Origin of the sequence: Nocardia sp. NBC_01503, from assembly GCF_036327755.1 — a bacterium.
Classification (GTDB): Bacteria; Actinomycetota; Actinomycetes; order Mycobacteriales; family Mycobacteriaceae; genus Nocardia.
The window spans coordinates 4,117,312-4,140,428 of record NZ_CP109596.1 but is presented as its reverse complement, the minus strand read 5'-3'; the positions used below and the strand labels follow the sequence as shown (position 1 = coordinate 4,140,428).

General features: G+C 67.7%; 19 protein-coding genes. 7 read left to right on the top strand and 12 right to left on the bottom strand.

Annotated features, from left to right (window positions below; all coding sequences use genetic code 11):
* The first annotated feature begins 18 nt into the window (after positions 1 to 18).
* On the top strand, positions 19 to 1,404 hold the full coding sequence (locus tag OHB26_RS18600; protein WP_330185402.1) for an ABC1 kinase family protein: 1,386 nt from the start codon (positions 19 to 21) through the stop codon (positions 1,402 to 1,404).
* Positions 1,405 to 1,510: 106 nt separating this feature from the next.
* Here OHB26_RS18600 and OHB26_RS18595 read toward each other — a convergent pair whose 3' ends face one another.
* The 5 genes from OHB26_RS18595 to OHB26_RS18575 all read right to left on the bottom strand — a co-directional run bounded on the left by OHB26_RS18595 (position 1,511) and on the right by OHB26_RS18575 (position 5,873).
* Positions 1,511 to 1,744 (bottom strand): WhiB family transcriptional regulator, encoded by a 234-nt coding sequence (locus OHB26_RS18595; RefSeq protein WP_084515246.1) that lies wholly within the window; start codon positions 1,742 to 1,744, stop codon positions 1,511 to 1,513.
* Between the two features lie 215 nt (positions 1,745 to 1,959).
* Positions 1,960 to 2,328 (bottom strand): hypothetical protein, encoded by a 369-nt coding sequence (locus OHB26_RS18590; RefSeq protein WP_330185401.1) that lies wholly within the window; start codon positions 2,326 to 2,328, stop codon positions 1,960 to 1,962.
* Positions 2,329 to 2,528: 200 nt separating this feature from the next.
* Positions 2,529 to 4,676 carry an ATP-dependent DNA helicase UvrD2 gene (locus OHB26_RS18585; protein ID WP_442942973.1) on the bottom strand — a complete coding sequence of 716 codons (2,148 nt, stop codon included), beginning with the start codon at positions 4,674 to 4,676 and terminating at the stop codon, positions 2,529 to 2,531.
* A gap of 245 nt (positions 4,677 to 4,921) precedes the next feature.
* Complete coding sequence (locus OHB26_RS18580; RefSeq protein WP_330185400.1) at positions 4,922 to 5,416, bottom strand: MarR family winged helix-turn-helix transcriptional regulator; 495 nt, start codon at positions 5,414 to 5,416, stop codon at positions 4,922 to 4,924.
* Positions 5,417 to 5,459: 43 nt separating this feature from the next.
* Positions 5,460 to 5,873, bottom strand: a complete 414-nt coding sequence (locus tag OHB26_RS18575) for an SRPBCC family protein (protein ID WP_330185399.1) — start codon at positions 5,871 to 5,873, stop codon at positions 5,460 to 5,462.
* Positions 5,874 to 5,970: 97 nt separating this feature from the next.
* Between OHB26_RS18575 and OHB26_RS18570 the strand changes: the two genes are divergently transcribed.
* Positions 5,971 to 6,222 (top strand): mycoredoxin, encoded by a 252-nt coding sequence (locus tag OHB26_RS18570; RefSeq protein ID WP_067572455.1) that lies wholly within the window; start codon positions 5,971 to 5,973, stop codon positions 6,220 to 6,222.
* A 71-nt stretch (positions 6,223 to 6,293) separates the two neighbouring features.
* On the opposite strand, the gene nudC is transcribed toward OHB26_RS18570, so the two are convergent.
* The 4 genes from nudC to OHB26_RS18550 all read right to left on the bottom strand — a co-directional run bounded on the left by nudC (position 6,294) and on the right by OHB26_RS18550 (position 16,164).
* Positions 6,294 to 7,196, bottom strand: coding sequence for an NAD(+) diphosphatase (gene nudC / locus OHB26_RS18565; protein WP_330185398.1), 903 nt, complete (start codon positions 7,194 to 7,196; stop codon positions 6,294 to 6,296).
* Positions 7,197 to 7,341: 145 nt separating this feature from the next.
* Positions 7,342 to 8,400 carry a potassium channel family protein gene (locus OHB26_RS18560; protein WP_442942972.1) on the bottom strand — a complete coding sequence of 353 codons (1,059 nt, stop codon included), beginning with the start codon at positions 8,398 to 8,400 and terminating at the stop codon, positions 7,342 to 7,344.
* A gap of 97 nt (positions 8,401 to 8,497) precedes the next feature.
* On the bottom strand, positions 8,498 to 12,613 hold the full coding sequence (locus tag OHB26_RS18555) for an ATP-dependent helicase (protein WP_330185396.1): 4,116 nt from the start codon (positions 12,611 to 12,613) through the stop codon (positions 8,498 to 8,500).
* Positions 12,610 to 16,164 (bottom strand): ATP-dependent helicase, encoded by a 3,555-nt coding sequence (locus OHB26_RS18550; protein ID WP_442943028.1) that lies wholly within the window; start codon positions 16,162 to 16,164, stop codon positions 12,610 to 12,612. Before OHB26_RS18550 ends, OHB26_RS18555 begins: the two co-directional genes overlap by 4 nt.
* Positions 16,165 to 16,250: 86 nt before the next feature.
* Between OHB26_RS18550 and OHB26_RS18545 the strand changes: the two genes are divergently transcribed.
* The 3 genes from OHB26_RS18545 (at position 16,251) to OHB26_RS18535 (ending at position 18,174) form a co-directional block, all read left to right on the top strand.
* Positions 16,251 to 17,036, top strand: a complete 786-nt coding sequence (locus tag OHB26_RS18545) for an alpha/beta fold hydrolase (RefSeq protein ID WP_330185394.1) — start codon at positions 16,251 to 16,253, stop codon at positions 17,034 to 17,036.
* Between the two features lie 9 nt (positions 17,037 to 17,045).
* Entirely contained in the window at positions 17,046 to 17,351 is a 306-nt protein-coding gene (locus OHB26_RS18540; RefSeq protein WP_330185393.1) for an MGMT family protein, read from the top strand.
* Between the two features lie 82 nt (positions 17,352 to 17,433).
* Positions 17,434 to 18,174, top strand: a complete 741-nt coding sequence (locus OHB26_RS18535; protein ID WP_330185392.1) for a VOC family protein — start codon at positions 17,434 to 17,436, stop codon at positions 18,172 to 18,174.
* Here the strand turns inward: OHB26_RS18535 and OHB26_RS18530 are convergent.
* The gene (locus tag OHB26_RS18530) at positions 18,171 to 18,449 is read right to left on the bottom strand and encodes a WhiB family transcriptional regulator (RefSeq protein WP_442943027.1); all 279 of its coding nucleotides are present in this window, start codon (positions 18,447 to 18,449) and stop codon (positions 18,171 to 18,173) included. The genes OHB26_RS18535 and OHB26_RS18530 overlap by 4 nt on opposite strands.
* Positions 18,450 to 18,515: 66 nt before the next feature.
* Positions 18,516 to 18,935 (bottom strand): hypothetical protein, encoded by a 420-nt coding sequence (locus OHB26_RS18525; RefSeq protein WP_330185391.1) that lies wholly within the window; start codon positions 18,933 to 18,935, stop codon positions 18,516 to 18,518.
* Between the two features lie 259 nt (positions 18,936 to 19,194).
* Here OHB26_RS18525 and OHB26_RS18520 point away from each other — a divergent pair, with 259 nt between their 5' ends.
* On the top strand, positions 19,195 to 20,034 hold the full coding sequence (locus OHB26_RS18520) for an alpha/beta fold hydrolase (RefSeq protein WP_330185390.1): 840 nt from the start codon (positions 19,195 to 19,197) through the stop codon (positions 20,032 to 20,034).
* Positions 20,035 to 20,091: 57 nt separating this feature from the next.
* Here the strand turns inward: OHB26_RS18520 and OHB26_RS18515 are convergent, their stop codons facing one another.
* Complete coding sequence (locus OHB26_RS18515; protein WP_330185389.1) at positions 20,092 to 20,925, bottom strand: helix-turn-helix transcriptional regulator; 834 nt, start codon at positions 20,923 to 20,925, stop codon at positions 20,092 to 20,094.
* 352 nt (positions 20,926 to 21,277) lie between these two features.
* Here OHB26_RS18515 and OHB26_RS18510 point away from each other — a divergent pair, with 352 nt between their 5' ends.
* Positions 21,278 to 23,026 carry an NTP transferase domain-containing protein gene (locus OHB26_RS18510; protein WP_330185388.1) on the top strand — a complete coding sequence of 583 codons (1,749 nt, stop codon included), beginning with the start codon at positions 21,278 to 21,280 and terminating at the stop codon, positions 23,024 to 23,026.
* Positions 23,027 to 23,117: the final 91 nt, after the last annotated feature.

Below are 23,117 nucleotides of genomic sequence, written 5' to 3'. Positions count from 1 at the left end.
CGATTACATCCGATTCCCATGGCGAACCGTCTGGGACATCGGCATGATGGGAGCGTGTCAGAGATTGTGAGCAAGCGCTCTTCCCGCAATGCCAAGTTGGCCAAGATTCCACTCGGTATCGCGGGGCGGGCGGCCGTGGGTTTCGGCCGCAAACTGGCCGGGGGCGATAAGACCGAGATCAACGCGGAACTCAACCAGAAGGCCGCCGAGCAATTGTTCGCGGTCCTGGGCGAGCTCAAGGGTGGAGCCATGAAATTCGGGCAGGCGCTGTCCGTCTTCGAGGCGGCCGTGCCCGAGGAGTTCGGCGAGCACTACCGCGAAGCGCTCACCAAATTGCAGGCCGCGGCCCCGCCCATGCCGACCGCCGCGGTGCACCGCCAACTGGATCAGCAGTTGGGGACCGGTTGGCGGCAACGCTTCCGCGAGTTCGACGATGAGCCCACCGCCTCCGCGAGTATCGGCCAGGTGCACAAGGCCGTATGGTCGGACGGTCGCACCGTCGCGGTGAAGGTGCAGTACCCGGGGGCGGACGAGGCGCTGCGCGCCGATCTCAAAACCCTCAATCGCATGGCGGGCATGATGGGCGCGCTCATTCCGGGCGCGGATGTGAAGCCGATTCTCGCCGAGATCAGCGAGCGCACCGAGGAGGAGTTGGACTACCGCATCGAGGGCGGGCATCAGCGCCAATTCGCCAAGGCTTTCGACGGTCACGCCCGTTTCCTGGTGCCGAAGGTCGTCGCCAGCGCGCCCAAGGTGATCGTCACCGAATGGCTGGACAATGCCACCCCGGTCTCCAAGGTGATCAGCCAGGGTATGGAGGATCCGGCGGGCACGGTGGAGCTGCGCAATCGGGTCGCCGCCATGATGGGCGAATTCCATTTCTCCGCACCGGCTATCGCCGGCCTGCTGCACGCCGATCCGCATCCGGGCAATTTCATGGTCATGCCGGACGGTCGACTCGCTGTCATCGACTACGGCGCCTGCGCACCGCTGCCCAATGGTTTCCCGCCGGTGCTGGGTCAGATGGTGGCGCTCGCGGTCGAGGAGCGCTTCGACGAACTCACCGAGCTGATGAACACCAATGGCTGGGTGATTCCCGGAAAGACGGTGACGCATCAGGAGATTCAGGACTACCTGCGCCCGTTCACCGATCCCATCAAGACCGAGACCTTCCACTTCACCCGTAAGTGGATGCAGCGCGTGGCCGGTAAGGCCACCGATATCTCCAATCAGGAGATGTTGAAAACCGCTCGCGCCCTGCAACTCCCGGCCGAGCACGTCATGATCTTCCGCGTGCTGGGCGGCTCCATCGGCATCTGCGCCCAGCTCGATGCCGAACTGCCGTTCATGAAGCTCATGCAGGATTGGGTGCCGGGCTACAAGGAGTACCGCACCGCCAGCTGAGCCCGAAAACCCTTCTGACGCACCGTATCCCAAACGCAAAGCGACCCGCTTACCGAGAAGTAAGCGGGTCGTATGCGTTCTTTTTCACCCCCGGCGCTCAGGCCGATCATGCCACCGCGACCTTGCGCGGACGCCCACGCGGGCGCTTACGGGCAATGACAACACCCTGATCGAAGATCTCGCCGCCCCAGACGCCCCAGGGCTCGGCGCGATCGATGGCGGCGGACAGGCAGCCCTGCCGGATCGGGCACGCGGCGCAGAGCGTCTTGGCCTCTTCCAACTGAGCGGGGCTCTCGGCGAACCAGAGATCGGGGTTGCCGTCTCGGCAAGGTACGGACATAGTGGCGCCCCGGCGGATGCGGGGAGTCGAGGCCACTGTGTTGCGGCATGTCACGCGGTCACGGGTAACCGTGGTGGACACGTCGTTCTCCTTCTCGTGCAGCGGTCGTTTCGGTGTGTGAAGCGAAACCGGTGCCGGAAGGCGGAGGCCGATAAAACTATGGCCACGGTTTCGCTTCGAGGCGATCCGTGGCCAGTTGGTCTGGGAGTAATCCCTTACCTGAGTCGACTCCTATGTCGGCTCATGATCACGGTCGCGAGGTGGATGTTGCGGGGGCGGCGGGCTGCCGGCAGCAGATGCACCGGATTGACTCCGGCTTCCGCTGCGAAGGCGTCGGTAGCCACATATGTGACTGCCGGGTGCCAGCTGCCCTCGGGCTTGTCCTGCTTCATGACGATCTGCTCTGCCGCTTGGGTTTTGGTTGCAAAACCCTGAAGACCAAGATCGCCGACAATGCTGGACAGACGAATCCCCTGCGTAGCGAGGATCCCCCGGGAGACGGACATGGCAGCGCCGCCCGCAACGGTCGCCAAATCACCGGACATCGTCCGGACAGATGAATTGGTGTTCATGAAGTCGTTCACTGGTCTGCCTCCCTCCTGCTCTCGTAGCCGATAAGTACCCATGCGCGCCGGGATTCCTCCCGTGTGCATGAAACCACCCTAAGTAGATATACCGATGCGCACAACCTATTTTTGACCAGCAGTTTTGTGGTCTTGCGGATGATCATCGAGAAGGGCAGCGTGACAACCCGTTCCGGGCGAATCCGGCATTCCCCTGCGAATCAGTCGTTCCGGCGCGAACGCACGATGGCCAGCACATCGGCCCCGTAGGTCTGTAGCTTCTTCGCACCGATCCCCGGGATAGCCACGAGCGCGCGGTCATCGGCGGGGCGCTGTTCGGCGATGGCGGTCAGCGTCGTATCGCTGAACACCACGAAGTGCGGCAGCTTCAGCGACTCCGCCTTGTCCTTGCGCCACTCCTGGAGCGCGGCCAGCAGCCCGGGATCGACATCCGCGGGACAGCGGGTGCAGCGGCCCAGCATGGTCGCCTGGGTATTGAGCAGCGGGCGGCCGCAGACCCGGCAGGTCGGGTGCACGCGCTTGGGACCGCGCCGATCGGTCGTACTCGGCGCGATACGCGAGGCCGGGGAGTCGTCCGGTACCAGGCCGATGAGGAAACGCGAGCGGCGCCGTACCTTGCGGCCACCCTCGGAACGTGCCAGCGCCCAGGACAATTGGAGATGCTCGCGGGCGCGGGTCACGCCGACATAGAGCAGTCGGCGCTCCTCCTCCAGGGCCGCCTCATCGCTGACCGCACCGTCGTGGCCGAGCACATGCTGAATGGGCAGGGTGCCGTCGGCCAGGCCGACCAGGAATACCGCATCCCATTCCAGCCCCTTGGCGGCGTGCAGTGAGGCGAGCGTGACGCCCTGCACGGTCGGTGGGTGCCTGGCCTCGGCGCGGGCGGCGAGCTCGCGCAGCAGACCGCCGAAGTCGAGTTCGGGTTCGTGGGTGCCGAGCTCCTCGGTGAGATTGACCAGGGCCATGAGCGCGGACCAGCGTTCGCGCGCCTGGACACCGACGGGCTCTTCGACGGTGAGGCCGATGCGGGCCAGGACGGCGCGCACCATATTCACCAGTTCCGGGCCGCGCGCATCGGGCAGATCATCGCGGGCGGCGGCCTGGCGCAGCGCCTGTACGGCCTGGCGCACATCGGTGCGATTGAAGAAACCTTCGCCGCCGCGCACCTGATACGCGATACCCGCCTCGGTGAGCGCCTGCTCGTACGCCTCGGACTGGGCGTTGATGCGGTACAGGATCGCGATCTCGGCCGCGGGCACGCCCTTGCCGAGCAATTTCGAGACGGCATTGGCGACGGCCGCGGCCTCGGCGGGCTCATCGTCGTATTCGGCGAACGAGGGTTCCGGCCCGTCCGGGCGCTGACCGATCAGCTGAAGGCGGGTGCCCGCGATCCGGCCGCGCGCCGCGCCGATCACCCGATTGGCGAGCGAGACCACCTGCGGGGTGGAGCGGTAGTCCCGTTCGAGGCGGATCACCGTGGCGTCGGGGAAGCGCCGCGAAAAGTCCAGCAGGAAGGCCGGACTCGCGCCGGTGAAGGAGTAGATGGTCTGGTTGGCGTCGCCGACCACGGTGAGATCGTCGCGCTCGCCCAGCCAGGCATCGAGTACACGCTGTTGCAACGGGGTGACGTCCTGATACTCGTCGACCACGAAACTGCGGTAGCGGCCGCGGAACTCCTCCGCGACCGAGGTGAAGTCCTCGAGCGCGGCGGCGGTGTGCAGGAGTAGATCGTCGAAGTCCAGCCACAGCCCGTCGGCGGTGGTCTTGAGCGATTCGTATCCGGAGTACACGGCCGCGACCTTCGACGCCTCGAACGGTGCGTCCCGCTGGAGCCGTGCGACGGCGGTGGCGTAATCCTCCGGCGCGATGAGTGAGCTCTTGGCCCATTCGATTTCGCTGGTCAGATCGCGCAGCGTATCGGTATCGGTGGCCAGTCCGGCCCGTCCGGCGGCCTGCGCCACGATGGGGAACTTCCGATCGAGCAGCTGCCACGGCACATCCCCGACCACCTGCGGCCAGAAATACTTCAGCTGCCGCAGCGCGGCGGCGTGGAAGGTGCGCGCCTGCACCTGTCCGGCCTCGCCGCCCAGCCCCAGCGCCCGCAGTCGACTCCGCAGCTCCCCCGCCGCGCGGGCGGTGAAGGTCACCGCCAGCACCTGATCGGCCCGCACATGCCCTGCCGACACCAGATGTCCGATCCGATGGGTAATGGTCCGGGTCTTGCCCGTCCCCGCACCGGCTAGTACACAGACCGGCCCGCGCGGTGCGCGCACGGCCGCCGCCTGCTCGGCATCGAGTTCGTCGAGCCGGAGCTTCTGGGTCGCGGCGGCAGTCACGCGCACCATCATGTCAGTGCCGTCCGACAACCCGCCCGCCGCTCACGCACCCGGCCCGGATCAATGCGGCCGACAAGTGCGCCACGCTCTCGACACACCGCGAAACCGTCAAGACTCGCCGGGGGCGAACCGTGGACCGCGTGGCCCGCGATCGCGGCGTCGATCACGTCGGCCTCCGAGTGATCGGCGGCCTGCCGGCTAGCGTGCCGTCGTGGTGAATGAGGTGCCCCACGCGGAGGGCAGGTGGCGTGGGGCGCTCAGTCACGGTCGCGAAGGCGACGCAGGGCCGTACTGAACGCCGGGGTGTGGTCGCCGAGCGGGCCGAAGAATTCACGGTCGCAGGATTCGACCGCGACTATTGCCCGGTTCACCAGTGCCACACCGGTTTTCGTGGGAACAAGAGATTTGGCGCGGCGATCGGACGGGTGATCGCGGCGTTCGACCAGACCCTTCTGCTCCAGTGCGCGCAGCACCTGGGAGGTCATCATCGGGTCGGTGGCGGCGTGCGCGGCCAGATCGCGCTGCATGACCGGCTCGTCACCGGATTTCCCGGTGAGCCAGGTGAGTGAGGCCAGCAGGACGAACTGCACATGGGTCAGGTCGAAGGGCGCGAGGGCGGCGCGTTGTGCCGCCTGCCAGCGGTTGGTCACCTGCCAGAGCAATAGGCCCGGGCTTTCGTCGGCATCACCGAAACCGGTGCGCAGTGCGCCGGTTTCGCTAGATGAGTCCTCGGTGTCGCCATCTGCGGTCACTGCCCGACCATAGCGCGGGAAATCCCAGCGATCCGGTACCCGGTCATACCCGCACTGCCTCGGCGGCGGCGACCAGCGCGTCCAGGTCGGCCTGGGCGGATTTGGCGATGTCGCCGCCGAGGATCCGGGTCCAGAACCAGCCCAGCGGGCCGTCGATGGAGACCTGGACCGAGACGGTGGTGCGCTCGGCCCGGCTGACGGTGTGGGCGAAGGTCATTCGCGCGCCGAGCAGGTTGGAGACATCCACGAATTCGGTATCGGTGAGCTTCTCGACCACGAAACCGACCTTGGGGCCGCCCTTGGGCTTGAGGGTTCCGGTCGCGCCCTGCACGAAGGGGCCGTCGAGCCTGACCCATTCGGTGTCCTGGTTCCACTCGGGCCAGGTGGCCATATCGGCCCATTTGGCGAAGAAGGCGGCGGGAGCGGCGGCGGAGGTGGCGGTTGCTGATGCGATCATGTTCATGGATTTAGTATGTGCGCATACTAAATTTCCGTCAACCCCCGATGGTGAACTCGCGGGGAACACGATCGGAACCGCTCACGTTGCACACTCCGTGACTGCAACCGACCTGACCATGTACTCGACGACCTGGTGCGGCTACTGCCGCCGTCTCCGGACCCAGCTCGACGAGGCCGGTATCACCTACACGGTGATCGATATCGAAGAGAATCCGGATGCCGCCGAATTCGTGGGCAGCGTCAACAATGGCAACCATGTGGTGCCGACCATCAAGTACAGCGATGGGTCCACGGCCACCAACCCCAGCCTGGTGCAGGTCAAGAAGGCCCTCGCCAGCATCGGCTGAACAGCCCGGTAGAACAGAAAGCCGCACATCCGATGGATGTGCGGCTTGTCGTGATTGCCGAGCCCCGCGAATCAGCCTTCGGCGGCCCAGGATTCGACAATCGTGCGAGCGATCGAAATGGAGCCCGGAAGCAGCAGGCGCGCATCGGTTTTCGCACCCCACGCACCCGCCGCGAGGGCTTCGCGCACCTCGGCGCGGGTGAACCAGTGCGCCTCGGCGATCTCACCGTCGTGGAAGGTCACCTGCTGCTCCGGATCGGCGACGGCCGCGAAACCCAGCATGAGCGAGCGCGGGAACGGCCAGGGCTGACTGCCCAGGTAGCGGATATCGGTGACATGGACGCCGACCTCCTCGAAAAGCTCGCGTTCGACGCAGCGCTCGAGGGATTCCCCGGCCTCGACGAATCCGGCCAGCAGGGAGAACAGGCCCTCGGGCCAGGTGTGCTGGCGGGCCAGCAGGACCCGGTCGCCGCCATCGTGGATGAGGCAGATGACAGCCGGATCGATCCGCGGGAATTCCTCATGACCGGATTCGCTGGTGCGGGACCAGCCACCCGCGGTAACGGTGGTCTGGGTGCCGTCGGCGGAGCTGAATCCGGCCTTGTCATGCCAGTTCAGCAGGGCGATGGCGGTGGAGAGCAGACCGGTGCCGAAATCGTCGAGCTCCAGGGTGCTGCCGTAGGCGCGCAGGTCGGCCAGGGTGCCGTCGATCTCGTTATCGCGCACCGCCCACAGGTGGATTTCGTCCTGCACCCCGAGGAAGACCGCGTTCGGGGCCGGTTCGGCGGCGAGCGTGGTGGTGGATTCGAGAATCACCGTGCCGGCGTCGACACGCACCTGCCCGCGCTTGTTCATCCGTAGCAGCTTGGCCTGCGCCCAGCCCTCTTTGAGGGCCTGCTCGTCGGCGCGCAGATGCTCCGCCCGATCGAGGGTGGTGCGAGACAGGACCGGAACCGCATTCAGCTGAAAAGACACAGTGCTATCTTGCCTCCGCTTCGCTCCGGCGGGTTCGTGGCCCCTGAAGTCTCACTTCTTCCCTCCCTCCGCTCCTCCGCTGCGCTCCCCCGCTCCACTCAGTCCAGAAGCGAGACGGGCCACGAACTTTGGGGATTTGTACGGGTCAGGGTTGTACGCGGCGGAGGTAGAGGAGTTTGTCGGCCTTTTCGAGGGCGTCGGTCTCCGGCTCGCCGACGCGGATGAGGGTGCCGCCGCGGACCACGCCCAGGATGATATCGCGCAGGTGGCGGGGTGAGCCGCCGACCTCTTCGGGCTCGACGTCGCGTTCGGCGATGGCGAATCCGGCCTCGGGGGTGAGCAGATCCTCGATCATGTCGACGACGCTGGGGGTGGTGGTGGCGATACCGAGCAGGCGACCGGCGGTCTCGGAGGAGACGACCACCGAATCCGCGCCGGATTGCCGCAGCAGATGGGTGTTCTCGGCCTCACGGACGGCGGCGGAGATGCGCGCCTTGGGATTGATCTCGCGGGCGGTGAGGGTGACCAGCACCGCGGTGTCATCGCGATTGGCCGCGACCACGATGGCGGAGGCGTGCGCGACACCGGCCAGGCGCAGCACATCCGAGCGGGTCGCCGAGCCGTGCACGGTCACCAGACCCGCGTTGGCGGCGGCCTCCAGCACCACCGGATCGGTATCGACCACCACGATATCGGCGGGCTGGACGCCGTCACCGAGCATGGCGTCGACCGCGGTGCGGCCCTTGGTGCCGTAGCCGACGACCACGGTGTGATTGCGCACGCTGTGCCTCCATCGCTGAATCTTGAAAGCCTGCCGGGATCGTTCGGTGAGCACGGCGAGGGTGGTGCCGACCAACACGATGAGGAAGAGGATCCGCAGCGGGGTCACCACGAGGATATTGATGAGCCGGGCGCTGGGGGTGACCGGCGTGATGTCGCCATAACCGGTGGTGGAGAGCGAAACCGTCGCATAGTAGGCGGCATCGAGCAGCGACATGTGTTCGCGCGCGTTGTCGTGATAGCCCTCGCGGCCGAGGTAGACCACCCCGGTGGCGACCGCCAGCAGCAGTACCGCCATACCGAGTCGCCGCACCAGGGCCTGCCAGGGGCTGGCCTGTTCGGTCGGGATGCGCAGAATGCCCACCAGGGCGAAGTCGGGCCGGTCGGTGAGCCGGGCCAAACCCCGTGAGGATTCACCGAACACGAGAATCACCAGCCATTTCGGGGACGTCTTGCTGCGGCACGGACCGGAGCGTACCTTTCCCCCGCCCACATTGCGGCATGGGCGCGGGGGCGCGTCGCTACTGGCCAATCAGGTCCGGCGGCAAGGATTCCGGATCCGGTGGGGGCTCGAAATCCGGTGGTGGGTGCAGATCCGGTGGCGCGGCGGCACCGGCGGTGCGCGGTGAATCCGGCTCGAGCCGAAGTGAATCGACGTCGATGGGAGGGCGCGGTTCCGGCTGAGACGCGCGGCGGCCGGCGGTGGCCGGGGCCTCGGTTGATTGCGACGGATCCGCACCGGCAGACGCGGTGGGCCCGGTCCGGCGGCCCCCGCCATCTGGTACCCGCGCGGTTGTGCCGCCGGGCCCCGAGGTCACGCGGCCGGGCTCTTCGGCGAAAGGTTCGGTCGCATCATCGGATTCGGGGGTGGCGATCGTGCGGAGCGGGGCGGCGGTGGTGATGAGGGCGGCGAGTTCCTCGGGGCCCGCGAGGTGGTCGGGGGCGATGGTGCGGACGGTGCGGACATAGTGGAAGGCGGCGTGGGTGCGGGCGAGGATCTCGGCTTCGGGGATGCCGGAGCGGGCGGCCTCGAGGCGGGCCCAGGCCAGACGGTAGACGGCGAGCTGAATGGCGACCGAATCCTCCTCGGCCGGTTTGGGTTCCCCGCCGGTCTTCCAGTCCACGACCACCCAGGAGCCGTCGGGTTCGCGGAAGACGGCGTCCATCCGGCCGCGAATCACGGTGCCCGCTATGGAGGTTTCGAAGGAGACCTCGACCTCGACCGGGTTGCGGTCGGCCCACTGCGAGGCCAGGAAGGCTTCCTGGAGCCGGACCAGTTCGGCGTCGGTGTCCGAGATATCGGCCGCGCCGGGGAGTTCGTCGAAGGCGAGCAGGCGGGCGCCGCCGAACCAGCGTTGCAGCCAGGCGTGGAAGGCGGTGCCGCGCCGGGTGAACGGGCTGGGCGGGTACGGGAGTGGACGGCGCAGGCGGGCAGCGAGTTTCGCCGGATCGGCGCGCAGGTCGACCAGGGCGGTGGCGGCGAGCTGGCCGGGGAGTTCGACCTCGCGCACGGCTTGTTCGGCGGCGAGGTGTTCGGCGATGAGGGCGTCGACGTCGGCGGCCCAGCCTTCGGGGTCCGAGTCCTGGTCGTCGAGCATCTCCGAATCGACTGTGTCGCTGCCTGTTTCATCGGCGAGGAACGGGTCCTCGGTCAGCCCGAGGTCGAATTCGAATTGTTTGGGCCGGGATTCGATCTCGAGGGTGGTCAGGGCCGACTTGACCAGTGCCGCACCCTCTTCCACGAATTCGCGGCGGGAGCCGAGTGGGTCGCGGGGCCAGTAGGCCGTGGGCGGATTGTCGGTGAAGGGGTTTACCGTATCGGGCAGCGGCGGATCGTCCCAGCGGTCGATGCGCACACCACGGTTGAGAGGGGAGTCGGGAACGTCGCTGGCCTCTTTGAGTTCGAGCAGAAAGTCACTGGGGCCCTTGGGTTTCGAGCCGGTCTCGGCCCAGTGATGGGCGGAGACGAACAGAGCGCGTTCGGTGCGGGTGAGCGCGACGTAGAAGAGACGGCGGTCCTCGTCGAGGCGGCGGCGCGCGAGGGCCTTCTTATGCGATTCGAGGGCGCGCTCCAGATCCGCGCGGTCGTAGAGGTCGGACAGGTCCAGCACGGGTACGCCATCGCCCGCGTCCTCCTGCTGCCGATCACCACGCAGGTGGGTGGGGAGTTCGGCGAGGGCGCCCATCCAGGTGGTGGTGCCGGTACCGGAGGGGAAGGTGCCGTCGACCACGTGCGGGACGGCCACCACCTCCCATTCCAGCCCCTTGGCCGCGTGCACGGTGAGCACCTGCACCCGATCGTGCGCCACCTCGACCTCTCCGGGTTCCAGGCCGTTCTCGACTTCCTCTGCCGCGGAGAGGAAGTCGAGCAGACCGGCCAGCGAGGAGCGATGGTCGGCGGAGTATCCTGCGACCACCTCGGCGAAGGCGTCGAGATGTTCGCGCCCGGCGGCGGCCACCGCTTTGCGCGCCTGCGTCTCCACGCCGACGCCGATGGTCCGCTCCACATCGGCGACCAGCTCGGGCAGGGGTTGCCCGCCGCGCTCACGCAATGCGCCCAGCTCGCGCCCGAGTGCCACAATGCGCGCGAATCCCTGCGCCGAATACTGTTCCGCTTCACCCGGATCGGCGATGGCATCACCGAGTCCGGCCCGTTCGGCGGGTTCGGGCGCAACCTCCCGCAGGGCGGAGTCCAGCCCGGCCGCATCGGCGATCTCCGCGGATTGACCACCTGGCCGCCGAATCGACAACTCCCGCGCCCGCCGCGAGAGCGCGGCGATATCCGCCACGCCGATACGCCAGCGCGCACCGGTCAGAATGCGCACCGCCGCGCTACCCGCCGACGGATCGGCGATAAGCCGAAGTGTGGCAACGATATCCGCGACCTCTGGCGTATGCAGCAGTCCGCCGAGCCCGACGATCTCCACCGGTAGCCCCTGCGCGCGGAGCGCTTCGGCCAGCGGTGCGGCATCGGCATTGCGCCGCACCAGCACCGCCGAAGTGGGCGGCTCCTGCCCCGCATCGGCGGCCGCCTCCCACTCCGCCTTGATCCGCTCGGCCACCCACTCGCGTTCCTCCGCAACGGTTTCCGCCAGCGCCAAGGCCACCAACCCCGGTTCCGCCCCCGGCCGCGGCCGTAGCGCGTCCACCGTCACGCCCCCACCCTCGGCAGCCTTGACTCGCAGCGGATCCGCCACCAGATTCGCCAGATCCAACGCCTCGGGCGGATTCCGCCAACTGGTCAGCAGCGGCAGCACCGGCGCGGGAACCCCCGGCGCACTGGGAAAGTCGGTCGCGAACCGCGGCAGATTCGCCGCCGACGCCCCCCGCCACCCATAAATCGATTGCATGGGATCCCCCACCGCCGTCACGGCGAGCGGTTGCGCCGACACATCCGGCGGCTGCGCCGACACGCCAACCGAGTGGCCGAACCCACCCCCCGATTCGGAACCTCCCCCCGTCATCCCGGCATGCTTTTGGCCGGGATCCACTGCATCCGTGCGGATCCCGGCCAAAGACGCGCCGGGATGACGAGAGGGGTCGTCCGCCCCGAGACGAGAGAGATCGTCCGCCCCGGAACTAGAGAGATCGTCCGCCGCGAGACGAGAGGGGTCCACCGACTCCGGAGAGCAAGACGCATCCGCGGGCCCGGGATGGCTGGAGGCGTCCGTCTGCATGGGCGAGCGAGAGACGTCCACCGAGCCGGGAGCGCCCTTGGGCGGAGATGTGTGCACGCCGCCGAAGAGGGCGGAGAGCAGGATGCGCTGGGAGTGGCCGGTGTCCTGGTATTCGTCGAGGAGGACGAGGCGGAAACGGGTGCGTTCCGCGGTGCTGACCTCGGGGTGCAGGGCGGCGAGCTTTGCGGCGAGGGACATTTGGGCGCCGAAGTCGAGGGCGCCGCGGCGGCGGAGTTCGTCGGCGAGGCGCTCCACCAGCGGGAGCAGGGAGACGCGTTCGTGCTGGGTTTCCAGGAGGTCCAGCAGGGCTTTCTTGGGGCCGCCCTTCTGGCGCGGACCGGCCGGGAGGGTGTGGATGAGCTGGTCCAATTCCCGGTGGGCCGCGGCCAATTGGCGCGGCTCCACCAGATGTTCGGCGAGCTGACCGGAGAGCGCCAGGACGGCCTCGGTGACCGAGACGGGGCTGCGGTCGGTGTCGAGATCGCCGTCCCAGGTGGAGACGACGCGGTAGGCGAGCTGCCAGAGCTGCGTTTGGGTGAGCAGGGTGGCGGTGGGTTCGACGGGCAGCAGTAGACCGTATTCGGTGAGCAGGCGGCCCGCATACGAGTGATAGGTGCTGATCTCGGGTTCGGAGCCGGTGAGCAGGGCGCGCAGTCGCCCGGTGGGGTCGATATCGCGCAGCAGCGGTGCGCCCGCGAGCCGCGCCAGCCGGGTGCGGATTCGAGTTGTCAACTGCTGGGCGGCTTTTCGGGTGAAAGTGAGGCCGAGTACCTGCTCCGGTTCGACCAGCCCGTTCGCGACCATCCACACCACGCGGGCTGCCATGGTCTCGGTCTTGCCCGCGCCCGCACCCGCCACCACCAGGGTCGGCCCGGGTGGGGCGGCGATGACCGCGGCCTGTTCGTCGGTGGGCGGCGGCAGGCCGAGGGCGTCGGCGAGTTGCCGGGGAGTGATCCTCACTCGTCGGTTACCTGGCGGCCGGTGTCCTGTACCGGGCAGCTGCCCGCGACCTTGCAGTGCCGGCAGCCGTCATTGCGCATGGCCAGATAGCTGGGCCCGGTGGAGGCGGCGGCCGCGTCGTGAATGACACCGCGCCACTCCTCGACGCCGCCGTCGTCGAGGGCGGGCTGCATGCGTTCGGTCGCCGCACCGTCGCGGGCACTGGGTTTGGCCACGTACACCAGGCGCGCACCACCGGGTTCACCTTCGCCGAGCGCGCCCGCCGCGGCCGCGACCTGATACGTGGCGAGCTGCGCGTGCTCCTGCGCGGCCTGCTTGGTGATGGGCGTCTTACCGGTCTTCACATCGACAATGACGAAGCGGCCCTGGGCATCTCGCTCCAGTCGATCCATTCGGCCGCTGATCCGCACCGGGAGTTCACCGGGCGTGCGCGAGGGCAGGACGCAGTCGATCGGGACCTCGACACCGATATTGGTGAGTTCGTCGCGGGTATTGCGCAGCCACGCCAGGAAGGTGTCGACCATGGTTTCGGTGCGGCGCAGTTCGGCTCGGGAGTACCAGTTCTCGCCGTCGCGGGCGGTGGGGTCGATCTTCTTCCACGCCTTGACCAGAGCGGTCTTGACCTGATCCTCGGTGACCTGACCGGCGAGCGCCTGCACCAGGGTGTGCACCAGATTTCCCTTGAGCGCGTGCGGGTTCTCGCCGTCACTGCCGCCGTGGCGCTCCAGGGCCCAGCGCAGCGGGCAGGTCTTGAGCTGCTCGACGGTGGAGGGCGAGAGCGCGACCGATCCGTCCTCGCTGTCCCAGAGCGGGCTGTCCGAGGAGAGTTCGGCGGTGCCGTACCAGTCATCGGGGTGCGCGCCCCGGACTCCGGCGCGAGCGAGTTTGGCGAGCTGCCGGGCGGCTCGGCTGCGGCGCTCCGGCGTGGTCTCGGGATCGCATGCGGCACCGCGCAATTCGGCGATGAGGGTGTGCATGGCCAGGGCCCGGCCTGGGTCGACGGCGGGCGGGATACGACCGGGCTGACCGTCCTCCCCATCCGCGTCGAGTTCGGCCAGGAAGCGGGACGGCACCAGATCCTGGTCGCCGGTGACGGATTCGACGGCGGTCACCAGCAGCGACCGCCGGGCGCGGCTGCACGCCACCAGCAGCAGGCGGCGCTCCTCCGCGAGCAGCGGCGCGGCGCGGCTCACCCGTTCACCCGAATCCCGCACTCCGGCAAGCACATCCACCATGTCTTCGACACCGAGCAGGGTGCCGCGCGGTCGCAGATTGGGCCAGATTCCCTCCTGCACAGCGGCGACGGCGACGGTGTCCCATTCGCGTCCGGCGGCGGAGTGCGCACTGCAGATGGTGACGGCCTCGCCCGGATCGGTGTGCGGGGCATTGTCCTGCGGAATCTCCTGCTGCTCCAGGTATTCCACGAAGCCCTCGATGGTGGCGCGCGGCAGCCGATCCACGTACGCCGCGGCGGCCTCGAACAATCCGACCACCGCGTCGAGATCCCGATCGGCCTGCATACCGACCGCTCCCCCGCGCTCGGACTGTCCGACCCAGCGCCGTTCCAGGGTGGACCCGGTCCACAACCCCCACAGCACATCTTCGAGGCCGCCCCCATCGCGCCGTATCTTCCGCGCCCGCCCCAGCGCCTTCAACACCCGATGCAAAGGCGCGGCCTCCACCGGCGTCAGTTTCGCCAGAATGACCTGATTCCCGGCCCCCACCAACAGATCCCGCAGAATCTCCGCCGACGACCGGTCCAGGTCCGCGTATCGATCCGCCGCGTCGGGGTCATCGGCGCGGTCCGCCGCCGCACCGGATGCCGGGGCCGCACCGGACGCCGCCGCGGACCCAACGGAGCCGACCGTCGTATTCCCCTCGCGGCCAACAGGTTCGGCGAGCTCGGCCTCCTCCGCCTCGCGCGTACGTTCCGGATATCCGAGCTCGAGTACGGTGCGCCGAATACCGCGGCGCAGCCGGCGCAGGCTGATCTGGTCCGCCCCGCCGAGCGGACCGGCGAGCAGATCGAGCGCGTCGTCGGCCGTGAAGGCGATCGGGCGCGGATGCCGAACCCGCGTCGGATCACCCGCGGTGACGGCCCGCAGCGCCAACATGGCCCAGGCCGCACCTCGCCGCCGCGCCAGCGGCACATCGGCGGGCGGCTGCCGCACCGGTACACCCGCCGCCAGCAGCGCACGCCGCAACGGAGCCAAAGATAATGGGACAGAACGAACAATGACCGCCATCCGCGACCACGGCACGCCATGGGTGAGATGCGCCCGCCGCAGGTGATCGGCGATCAGCGCCGCCTCCTTCGCCGGGGTGGTGAGCACCTGCACCCGCACCTCACCCTCGAATGGCGCACTCTCCCGGGAATTCTCACGCCCATCCACGGCGCCTTCGCCGCTCTCCGGCGCGATTTCACGAAGGAAGTGGGTGCCGTCGGGCGAGCGGAGCAGGCTCGCCGGCGGGGTGCGGTGGCGGCCGGTACCGGGGAGCCGCGCGGTGATCCGGGCGGCGACCTCTTGCAATGCCGTGCCGGATCTGTGGTTGGGGCGCAAGATGATTCGGCGGTCGGCGGAGGTCTCCGGATCGGCGGCGAAGCGGGCGTCCGCACCGCGGAAGGTGAAGATGGCCTGGTCCGGATCGGCCGCCAGCACGGTGGTTGCCGTGCCGCTGCCGAGCTCTCGAATAAGTTGGGCGGCAAGGGGATCCAGGTGCTGGGCGTCGTCCACCAGGATGGTGTGCAACCGGGTGCGTTCGGCGGCGAGCAGCTCCGGGTCGATCAGCAGCGCATCCAGCGCCGCGCCCACCAATTCGGCGGCGTCCAGGGCGGGCGCACTGGCCTCGGGCACGTCCATACCGACCGACCAGCGCAGCAGCATGATCTGTTCATAGCGTTCGTGGAATCGCCCGGCGGCGACCCATTCGGGATGCCGATGCGTGTGGCCGAGGGTAATGAGATCCTCGGGCCCGAGTCCGCGTTCGGTGGCGCGCAGCATGAGGTCCCGCAACTGTTCGGCGAATCCTCCGGTGGGCAGGGCCGGATGCAGCCTTTCGGGCCATTCCGGGGCATCCTCGGAGAGCTCCCCGCGCAACATTTCCCGAATGACGATGTCCTGTTCGGACCCGGTGAGCAGGCGCGGCGGCGGATTACCGTGCGCGGCCGAGACGGTGCGCAGAAGTCCGAAGGCATAGGAGTGCAGGGTGCGTACCAATGGGCCGCGTGTGGCCCCTGGTACACCGCCCAGCAATGGATCGGCCTCGACAATTCGGGCGGTAATGGCATTGCGCACCGCGGTGGCCGCCCGTTTGGTGTACGTGAGCACCAGGACCGATTCCGGATCGGCCCCGGCCAGAATGCGTTCGGCGGCGATATCCACCAGCAGCGCGGTCTTACCGGTGCCCGGCCCGCCCAGCACCTGCCAGGGCGTCCAACCGGGGTCGATGCCGCCGTCCTCGAACAGCGGTCGGACGGCGGCATCCCACTCCCGGGGGTGGGAGACTGCCTCGGCCCGGCGCACCAATTGCACCGAGCTATCCGATCGCATCACGTCGGCTATTTCAACAGACCGCCCCGACATCTTCGGTTTGCCATCCGTCGGCGGTGCCGCCGGTCATAGCGCGAGGCAGCAGAATGGGCGGGGTGTCCGATCTTCATACGCATTATTTCGGTCCTTCGACCGGTCCGGTTGTGCTGGCGCTCCACGGTCTGACCGGGCACGGCAGGCGCTGGGAGGCGCTCGCGCGGGAGCAGCTGCCCGATCTGCGGATTATTGCGCCGGATCTGCGCGGACATGGGAGGTCGCCCGGCGTGCCGCCGTGGGATTTCGAAACGATCGTGTCGGACCTGGTGACGCTGCTGCGACGGGAGACGAGCGAACCGGTGGTGGTGCTCGGGCATTCGTTCGGCGCGGCGGTGGGCGTATGGCTGGCGCGGTCGCATCCGGAGCTGGTGCGCGGTCTGGTGCTGCTGGATCCGGCGATCGGCCTGGATCCGGAGTTCATGCTGCGTATCGCCGATTCGATGCTGGAGCATCCGGATTACGCGAATGTGGACGATGCCCGCTTCGACAAGCTGGAGACCGCGTGGGCCGAGGTGGATCCGGTGATCCTGGAGGCCGAATTGGCCGAACATCTGGTGCCGACGGCGGACGGCCGGGTCGGCTGGCGCATGAGCCTGCCCGCGATCATCGCGTACTGGGGTCAGCTGGCCCGAGATTTCGTACTGCCGCCCGCGCACCTGCCGACGATTCTGGTGCGGGCCGCGAAGGTCGATCCGCCATTCGTGACGCCGGCATTCCGCACCGCGCTCGCCGAGCGCCTGGGCGACAATCTGACCATGCGCGAGTTCGACTGCGATCACATGGTGGCGCAGTCACTTCCGGCCGAATCCGCGGCGCTCGTCCGCGAACTGCTCTGAAGGAGGGTCATGGCCACCACCGATGCCGATATCGAACGCGTCCGCGAGTTGGTGGCGGCCATTCCACCCGGCCGGGTGGCCACCTACGGCGATATCGCGGCCGCGGCGGGTCTGTCCACACCCCGCACGGTCGGTTGGATCATGCGCACCGATTCGGCGGATCTGCCGTGGCATCGGGTGCTGCGCGCGAATGGCACGCCCGCACCGCATCTGGCGCATCGGCAACTACGACAGCTGGCGGCCGAGGGCTGTCCGGTGCTGGATGACCGGGTGGATCTGCGACGCGCCCGGCACCACTTCGACTCGCCGGACTGAGCTGCCGACCGGCCGCAAGACCCGAATTCGGTTCCGCCAAACCTGATACGCGCCCCCCGGCGCGACGGTTACCGTGGATGGCATGTCCACCCGTCTGGCATGCGTGGTGTTCGATGCGGTCGAGCCCAGGAGCGTAGCCCGCTTCTGGGCCGAATTGCTGGGCTGGGAGGTGCTGGTGGACCGGCCGGGCGAGGTCGATGTGGCCGCCTCCGACCCGGACGGGTTGGATGTGGCGCTCACCTTCCTGCCCGCCCGCCGATCCAAATCGGCGAAGAATCGCATTCATCTGGATCTGTCCAGCCGTTCGCTGGATCATCAACGCGTGCAAGTGGATCGGGCACTGTCCCTGGGTGCGCGCCGCCTGGATATCGGGCAGGGCGCGGTGCCGTGGGCGGTGCTGGCCGATCCGGAGGGTAATGAGTTCTGCGTGCTGGAACCGCGCGAACACTATGTCGATACCGGCGCGGTGGCGGCGATCGTGGTCGATACCGAGAATCCGCTACGCCTGGCCGAGTTCTGGTCCACGGCCGCGGGCTGGCCCGTCACCCATGACAGCGCTCGCTATGCCGGTATTCGGTCGGCCACGGGTCAGGGTCCGTGGCTGGAGTTCCTACGTACGCCCGAGGCGCAGGGCGAATGCAGTCGGCTACATCTGGATCTCATCGCTTTCCCCACCGATGACCCCGCAGAGGAAGCCGCGCGCCTGCGTGCCGCGGGCGCTGTTCCGATGAATCCGGATACGCCTCCGGCCAATGCACCGGCGCTGGTGCTGGCCGATCCGGAAACCAATGAATTCTGCTTGCTACGAGCGGCTTCCGGTTAAGCCGCACCGCGTTCGTAGCGCCGCCGTTCGCGCGGTGAGAGTCCACCCCAGATACCGAATCGCTGATCGTGGCTGAGCGCGTAGTCCAGGCATTGGCGCTTCACCTCACAGGAGCCGCAGATGCGCTTCGCCTCGCGGGTCGAGCCACCCTTGTCGGGGAAGAACGCCTCCGGATCGGTCTGCGTGCACAGCGCCTGCTGATGCCAGGATTCCGGCTCGAATTCGTCCTTGCGAGCGATGGTTTCGAACATCGCATCGAAATTGGTGAAAAGCATTTTCACGTCGTTCACCTCTTCATACGTGTTGACAGAGAATTACGCGGGTGCTGCCCGAGGGCGCACCTAGTCACCGGCGACGGCGGCGAGCCGGGCCTGTTCGCCGCAGTTGAAAACTCGGCGGGCGTGTACCGCGGCGGGCGCGGTGGACCAGGGCGCGAGCGCGGTGGTGAACATGAGTTCGCACCAGGAAAGCGCGGGCACCTCACCGAGCGAAAGCGTGTTGAGCAGTGACAATTCGGTGTCGGAATCGTGCCAGGCGGCGAAGAGCCAGGAGGAATCGAGACGGCCGAGAAATTCCTCGGCGTCCTCGGGCGTTCCCAGTGGCGCATCGACCGCGAGATGAACGACCGCGGCAATGGCATGACGCATTCGTGCGTCCAGACCGACGCCGTCGTGCAGCAGCAATCCCTCGAGTGAATCTCGCAACGCGGCTCCGGCATCCAGACGGAAGTCGCGGCGGGCGGCAGTGGTGGCGTCGAACATTATTTCCTCCCTTTCGAATTGACGCTTGTCCCAAAAGCGTCACGGCTGATTTAAAAGGCCGAAAGGTCTTGTTGTCCAGTTTTGACGGCTTTTGGGGCAAACCCCTAGCAGTACTGACACTGACCAGTGTGGGTACCCGTCGGGAACAGCACCGAAGGGTGCCTGGCACCACGCGGGCAAACATTAGGGTTGGGCGTGTTCCGCCCTTTACGGTCTGACCATGCCTTATGTGCGATCAGGTGCCGCCATGGTTCATTTCGTGACCAGCGACATACCCGGACCGACTCTCGTTCTCACCCATGGATTTCTGATGGACGAAACCATGTTCGAACCGATGCGCGAACCTCTGGCAGCTGCCGGAATCAATCTCGTAACAATCGACGCGCGTTGCCATGGACGCACACAGTCACCTGATGGCGAACCATTCACCTACTGGGATATGGCGGCCGACACCTTGTCGGTCATGGATGAATTGGGGATCGAGAAAGCGGTAATCGGCGGAATGGGCCAGGGCGGGTATACCGCGCTGCGCCTGGCGTTGCTCGCACCCGAACGCGTGCGCGGATTGGCGCTGATCGATACCGACGCCGGTGCCTGCACGGAGCACGAAGTCGACTTCTACCACAGCTTTTTCGAGCGCTGGGCCAGTGCGGAACCGATGGCTCCGCTGGTCGCGGAGTTGGCCCCGCTGCTGATCGGCGGCAATGATCCGCGCCTGTGGCGGGCCTGGACCAGCCGCTGGTACACCGGCGATCGACAGGCCGTCCTACCCGCGGCGCGCTGTCTGGCGGAGCGGCGTTCGCTCCTGCATCGACTCTGTGAGATCGGTGCGCCCACGCTGGTCATCCGGGGCAGTCAGGACGGCACCAGTACCGCGCGGAAGAACGCCGCCATGGCGGCGGGGCTGGTCAATGCCGATGGCGTGGTGACCATTCCGGGCGCGGGGCAGGGTGCGGCCTGGACCCATCCGGAGGTGTTGGGGCCCTTGCTGATTCGCCTGGTGCGCCGGGCGTCCGCACGACCCGCGAATCCGCTCACGCAGGCGCTGGCGCGCGCGTGGCCGGAGCGCACGGCGGCCGAGATTCATATCGCACGGTGATTGCGTGGTTGAAGTGACGGATCTGTACGAATGGGCGCGGCCGACGGGTCGCGGCCGCTATTCGTCCCGCCCATCCGCGCGTAGGTGATCGGTACCGATCCGAACGCCGGAATCCGCGCACCAGGTGGGAATACCGAGGAAGATCTGGATCTGGGTGGGATAGGCCGCGGAGAAGACGCTGAAGAGTTGCACATCGATGGCACGGCAGCGTCCGGTGAGATTGTCCTTGAGATGCATGATCGAACTCGGCCGCCCGTACGCGGCAATTCCCTCATCCCACATTTCCCGGAAGAGTCCGAAACTCCCCAGCTCAGCCAGGAAATCCGCCGACCAGGCGGTATCGCCGGAGCTGGCAATGAGACCGCGCAGCCAGTGCACGGTGAGCCGGACCTCCGCCTCCCACTCCACCATGACTTCACGAGCCAGGTCGTTGCCGAGAAACCAGCGCAGGATATTCACATCCTGCTCCAGCCCCGGAAATGCCTGTGCGTAACTCGCGTTGCAGGCCAGCACATTCCAGCGGGTGTCCACATACGCGGCCAGATTCGGCTCGTGCAGATCGAGCGCGCGGCGCATGTCATCGGTGATTTCGGCCTGGAGTTGCTCGATGGAGGGAAATTCGCTGACACCGAGCCCGGCGAGGTCCAGCAGATGCCGGCGTTCCACCACCGAGAGCGGGTCTATTCGGTCCAAATATCGGACCAGTGCGTCCACCACCTCGCGGGTCGGATGGCCGCGGTCGCCCTTCTCCAAATGGCTGATGTAGCTGGCGCTCACGCCCGCGTTGAAGGCGAGTCTTTCACGCGATACGCCCCGGGTGTCGCGCAGCTTACGCAGCAGGAGGCCGAATGTCGGCGGTTTCAGCTCTTCGAAGTCTCTATTCGGTTTCACGCCCAACACCACGCCGTTCCCTCTCCCACAAACATTCAGCAAACCAACCTTCATCGATCCGGTACCCACTGGTTCCGAACAGCGGGACCCGCTGTAACGCCTGCTGTGAACTGTGGCGAATCTCCCTCGACCCCCCGCAGCCCTGGCTCCGGATACTGCCATATGCGATTGTTCCGAAGTTCAAAACATGCTCATTTCTACTATGTGTCGGGACACACCGCGCAACTCGAGCGGGATGAGCAATTGCTTAGCAAGCCTTGGAATCGCCTGCCGAGACACCACTTCCAGGGTCACCCGCCGGGTAGCCACTACGATCTTCAACCATGATCACCGTCCTGCCCGGGTACGCCTCGTGAGCACCGTCGACGCGATAGTGCTCGCGGGTGGACGGGCCAGCCGAATGGGTGGGGTGGATAAGCCCGCCATTGTGGTCGGCGGCCGATCGATGCTGGATGCGGCCCTTTCCGCGGTCTCCGACTGCACCCGGATCGTGGTCGTCGGACCGCATCGGCCGGAGTTGTCGCCGGAAATCCTTCAGGCACAAGAGGTACCGGCCGGGGGCGGTCCGGTGGCCGCGATAGCCGCCGCGATGACGATGCTCGCGAGTTGCGAATTCCCGGCCGGGCATATTGTGGTGCTCGCCGCGGACATGCCATTTCTCACATCCGCGGCGGTGCACGAACTACTCGCGCACGCAAGGGAATCCGGGAGTGACGCGGTATTCGCGGCGGACGGTTCGGGGCGGCCGCAGTATCTGGTCGGGGTGTGGCGGCGCGCGGCGCTGGAGACGGCGCTGGATCGACTCGACTCATTCGTCAATCGGCCGATGAAGGCATTGGTGCCGATCGACACCGCCATGGTGACACTCGACGGCGTACAGGACTGCGATACCCCGGATGATGTGCGGGAGGCGCGCACCGGGGCGGGGCGGACTGCTACGCCTATGGCCCTGGACGAGGCCCGGGATGAATTGCGCCGGAACATCTCCCGACTACCCGTGCGGCGCGTGGGTGTACGCGCGGCACGCGGTGCGGCCCTGGCCGAACCACTGTGCGCGGTCGAGGCGCTGCCGCGCTTCGATGTGAGTGCCATGGACGGCTATGCGGTGAGCGGGGACGGACCGTGGCAGCTGCGCCGCGATATCGGCTTCGCGGGGGGACAGCGGCCGGTGGGGCTGCTGCCCGGTGAAGCGGTGCGGATCGCCACCGGGGCGCATGTACCGGACGGCACCGACACGGTGGTTCGCGATGAATTCGTACGCGTCGATCCCGACGACCTGCTACATCGCCTGCCCGACAGCCCGATTCGCGATGACGTGCGGCGGCGCGGCGAGGACTGGCAGCCGGGCGCCGAACTCGCGCCCGCCGGTACCCCGGTGGGGACCGCGCTCAGCTCGGTGGCGGCCAGCGCCGAGGTGACCATGCTGGCGGTGCGCGGACCGGTGCGGGCGCGAATCGTCATGACCGGGGACGAGATTCGCAGCGAAGGCCCGCTGCACTCCGGACAGACCCGCGATTCGCTCGGGCCGATCCTGCCCGATCTGCTCGCCTGGTACGGCATCGCCACCGTGGACCGAGTCCACCTACGGGACACCGCGAATGCCTTCGACGAGGTCTTCGACGCCGCCGCGGACTGCGATCTGCTGGTCATCGTCGGCGCCACCGGCGGCGGCGCCGCCGATCAGCTGCGCGCCGCCCTGGATCGCGCACAGGCCCGGGTACTGCTCCGCCGCCTGCGCCTGCGCCCCGGCGGCTCTACGGTGGCGGCGCAATTGGCCTCGGGCCCAATGGTGCTCGGCCTGCCCGGTAATCCCTACGCCGCCGTGGCAACCCTGCTGGCGCTGGTGCACGCGGTCATCGAGGGGCTGACCGGCGCCGCTCCCGCGCGCACGATCACGGGCCCGCTGGCCAATGCCGCCCAAATCTCCGGGCCCGCACCGCGAATCGTCCCCGCGCGCACCAACCCCGGCGGCGGATGGATCGGCGACCCGGGTATCCGCACCGCTCACCTCGCGGGTCTGCTGGACCGCGACGGCCTGGTCATAGTCCCCGCCGACGCCGCCGACGACGACCGGGTGGAGTTCATCCCGCTCCCCCGCTGACACCTCCTTCGTCATCCCGGCATGTTCACCCTCCTTCGTCATCCCGGCATGCTTTTGGCCGGGATCCACACCGCATCAGTGGATCCCGGCC

What these genes read in the sequence shown, in the direction of transcription:
- OHB26_RS18550 (WP_442943028.1), bottom strand. Translation starts at nt 16,164, where the DNA reads ATGCGATCGGATAGCTCGGTGCAATTGGTGCGCCGGGCCGAGGCAGTC.
- OHB26_RS18535 (WP_330185392.1), top strand. Translation starts at nt 17,434, where the DNA reads ATGTCCACCCGTCTGGCATGCGTGGTGTTCGATGCGGTCGAGCCCAGG.
- OHB26_RS18545 (WP_330185394.1), top strand. Translation starts at nt 16,251, where the DNA reads ATGGGCGGGGTGTCCGATCTTCATACGCATTATTTCGGTCCTTCGACC.
- OHB26_RS18600 (WP_330185402.1), top strand. Translation starts at nt 19, where the DNA reads ATGGCGAACCGTCTGGGACATCGGCATGATGGGAGCGTGTCAGAGATT.
- OHB26_RS18595 (WP_084515246.1), bottom strand. Translation starts at nt 1,744, where the DNA reads ATGTCCGTACCTTGCCGAGACGGCAACCCCGATCTCTGGTTCGCCGAG.
- OHB26_RS18530 (WP_442943027.1), bottom strand. Translation starts at nt 18,449, where the DNA reads ATGCTTTTCACCAATTTCGATGCGATGTTCGAAACCATCGCTCGCAAG.
- OHB26_RS18585 (WP_442942973.1), bottom strand. Translation starts at nt 4,676, where the DNA reads ATGATGGTGCGCGTGACTGCCGCCGCGACCCAGAAGCTCCGGCTCGAC.
- OHB26_RS18540 (WP_330185393.1), top strand. Translation starts at nt 17,046, where the DNA reads ATGGCCACCACCGATGCCGATATCGAACGCGTCCGCGAGTTGGTGGCG.
- OHB26_RS18525 (WP_330185391.1), bottom strand. Translation starts at nt 18,935, where the DNA reads ATGTTCGACGCCACCACTGCCGCCCGCCGCGACTTCCGTCTGGATGCC.
- OHB26_RS18575 (WP_330185399.1), bottom strand. Translation starts at nt 5,873, where the DNA reads ATGATCGCATCAGCAACCGCCACCTCCGCCGCCGCTCCCGCCGCCTTC.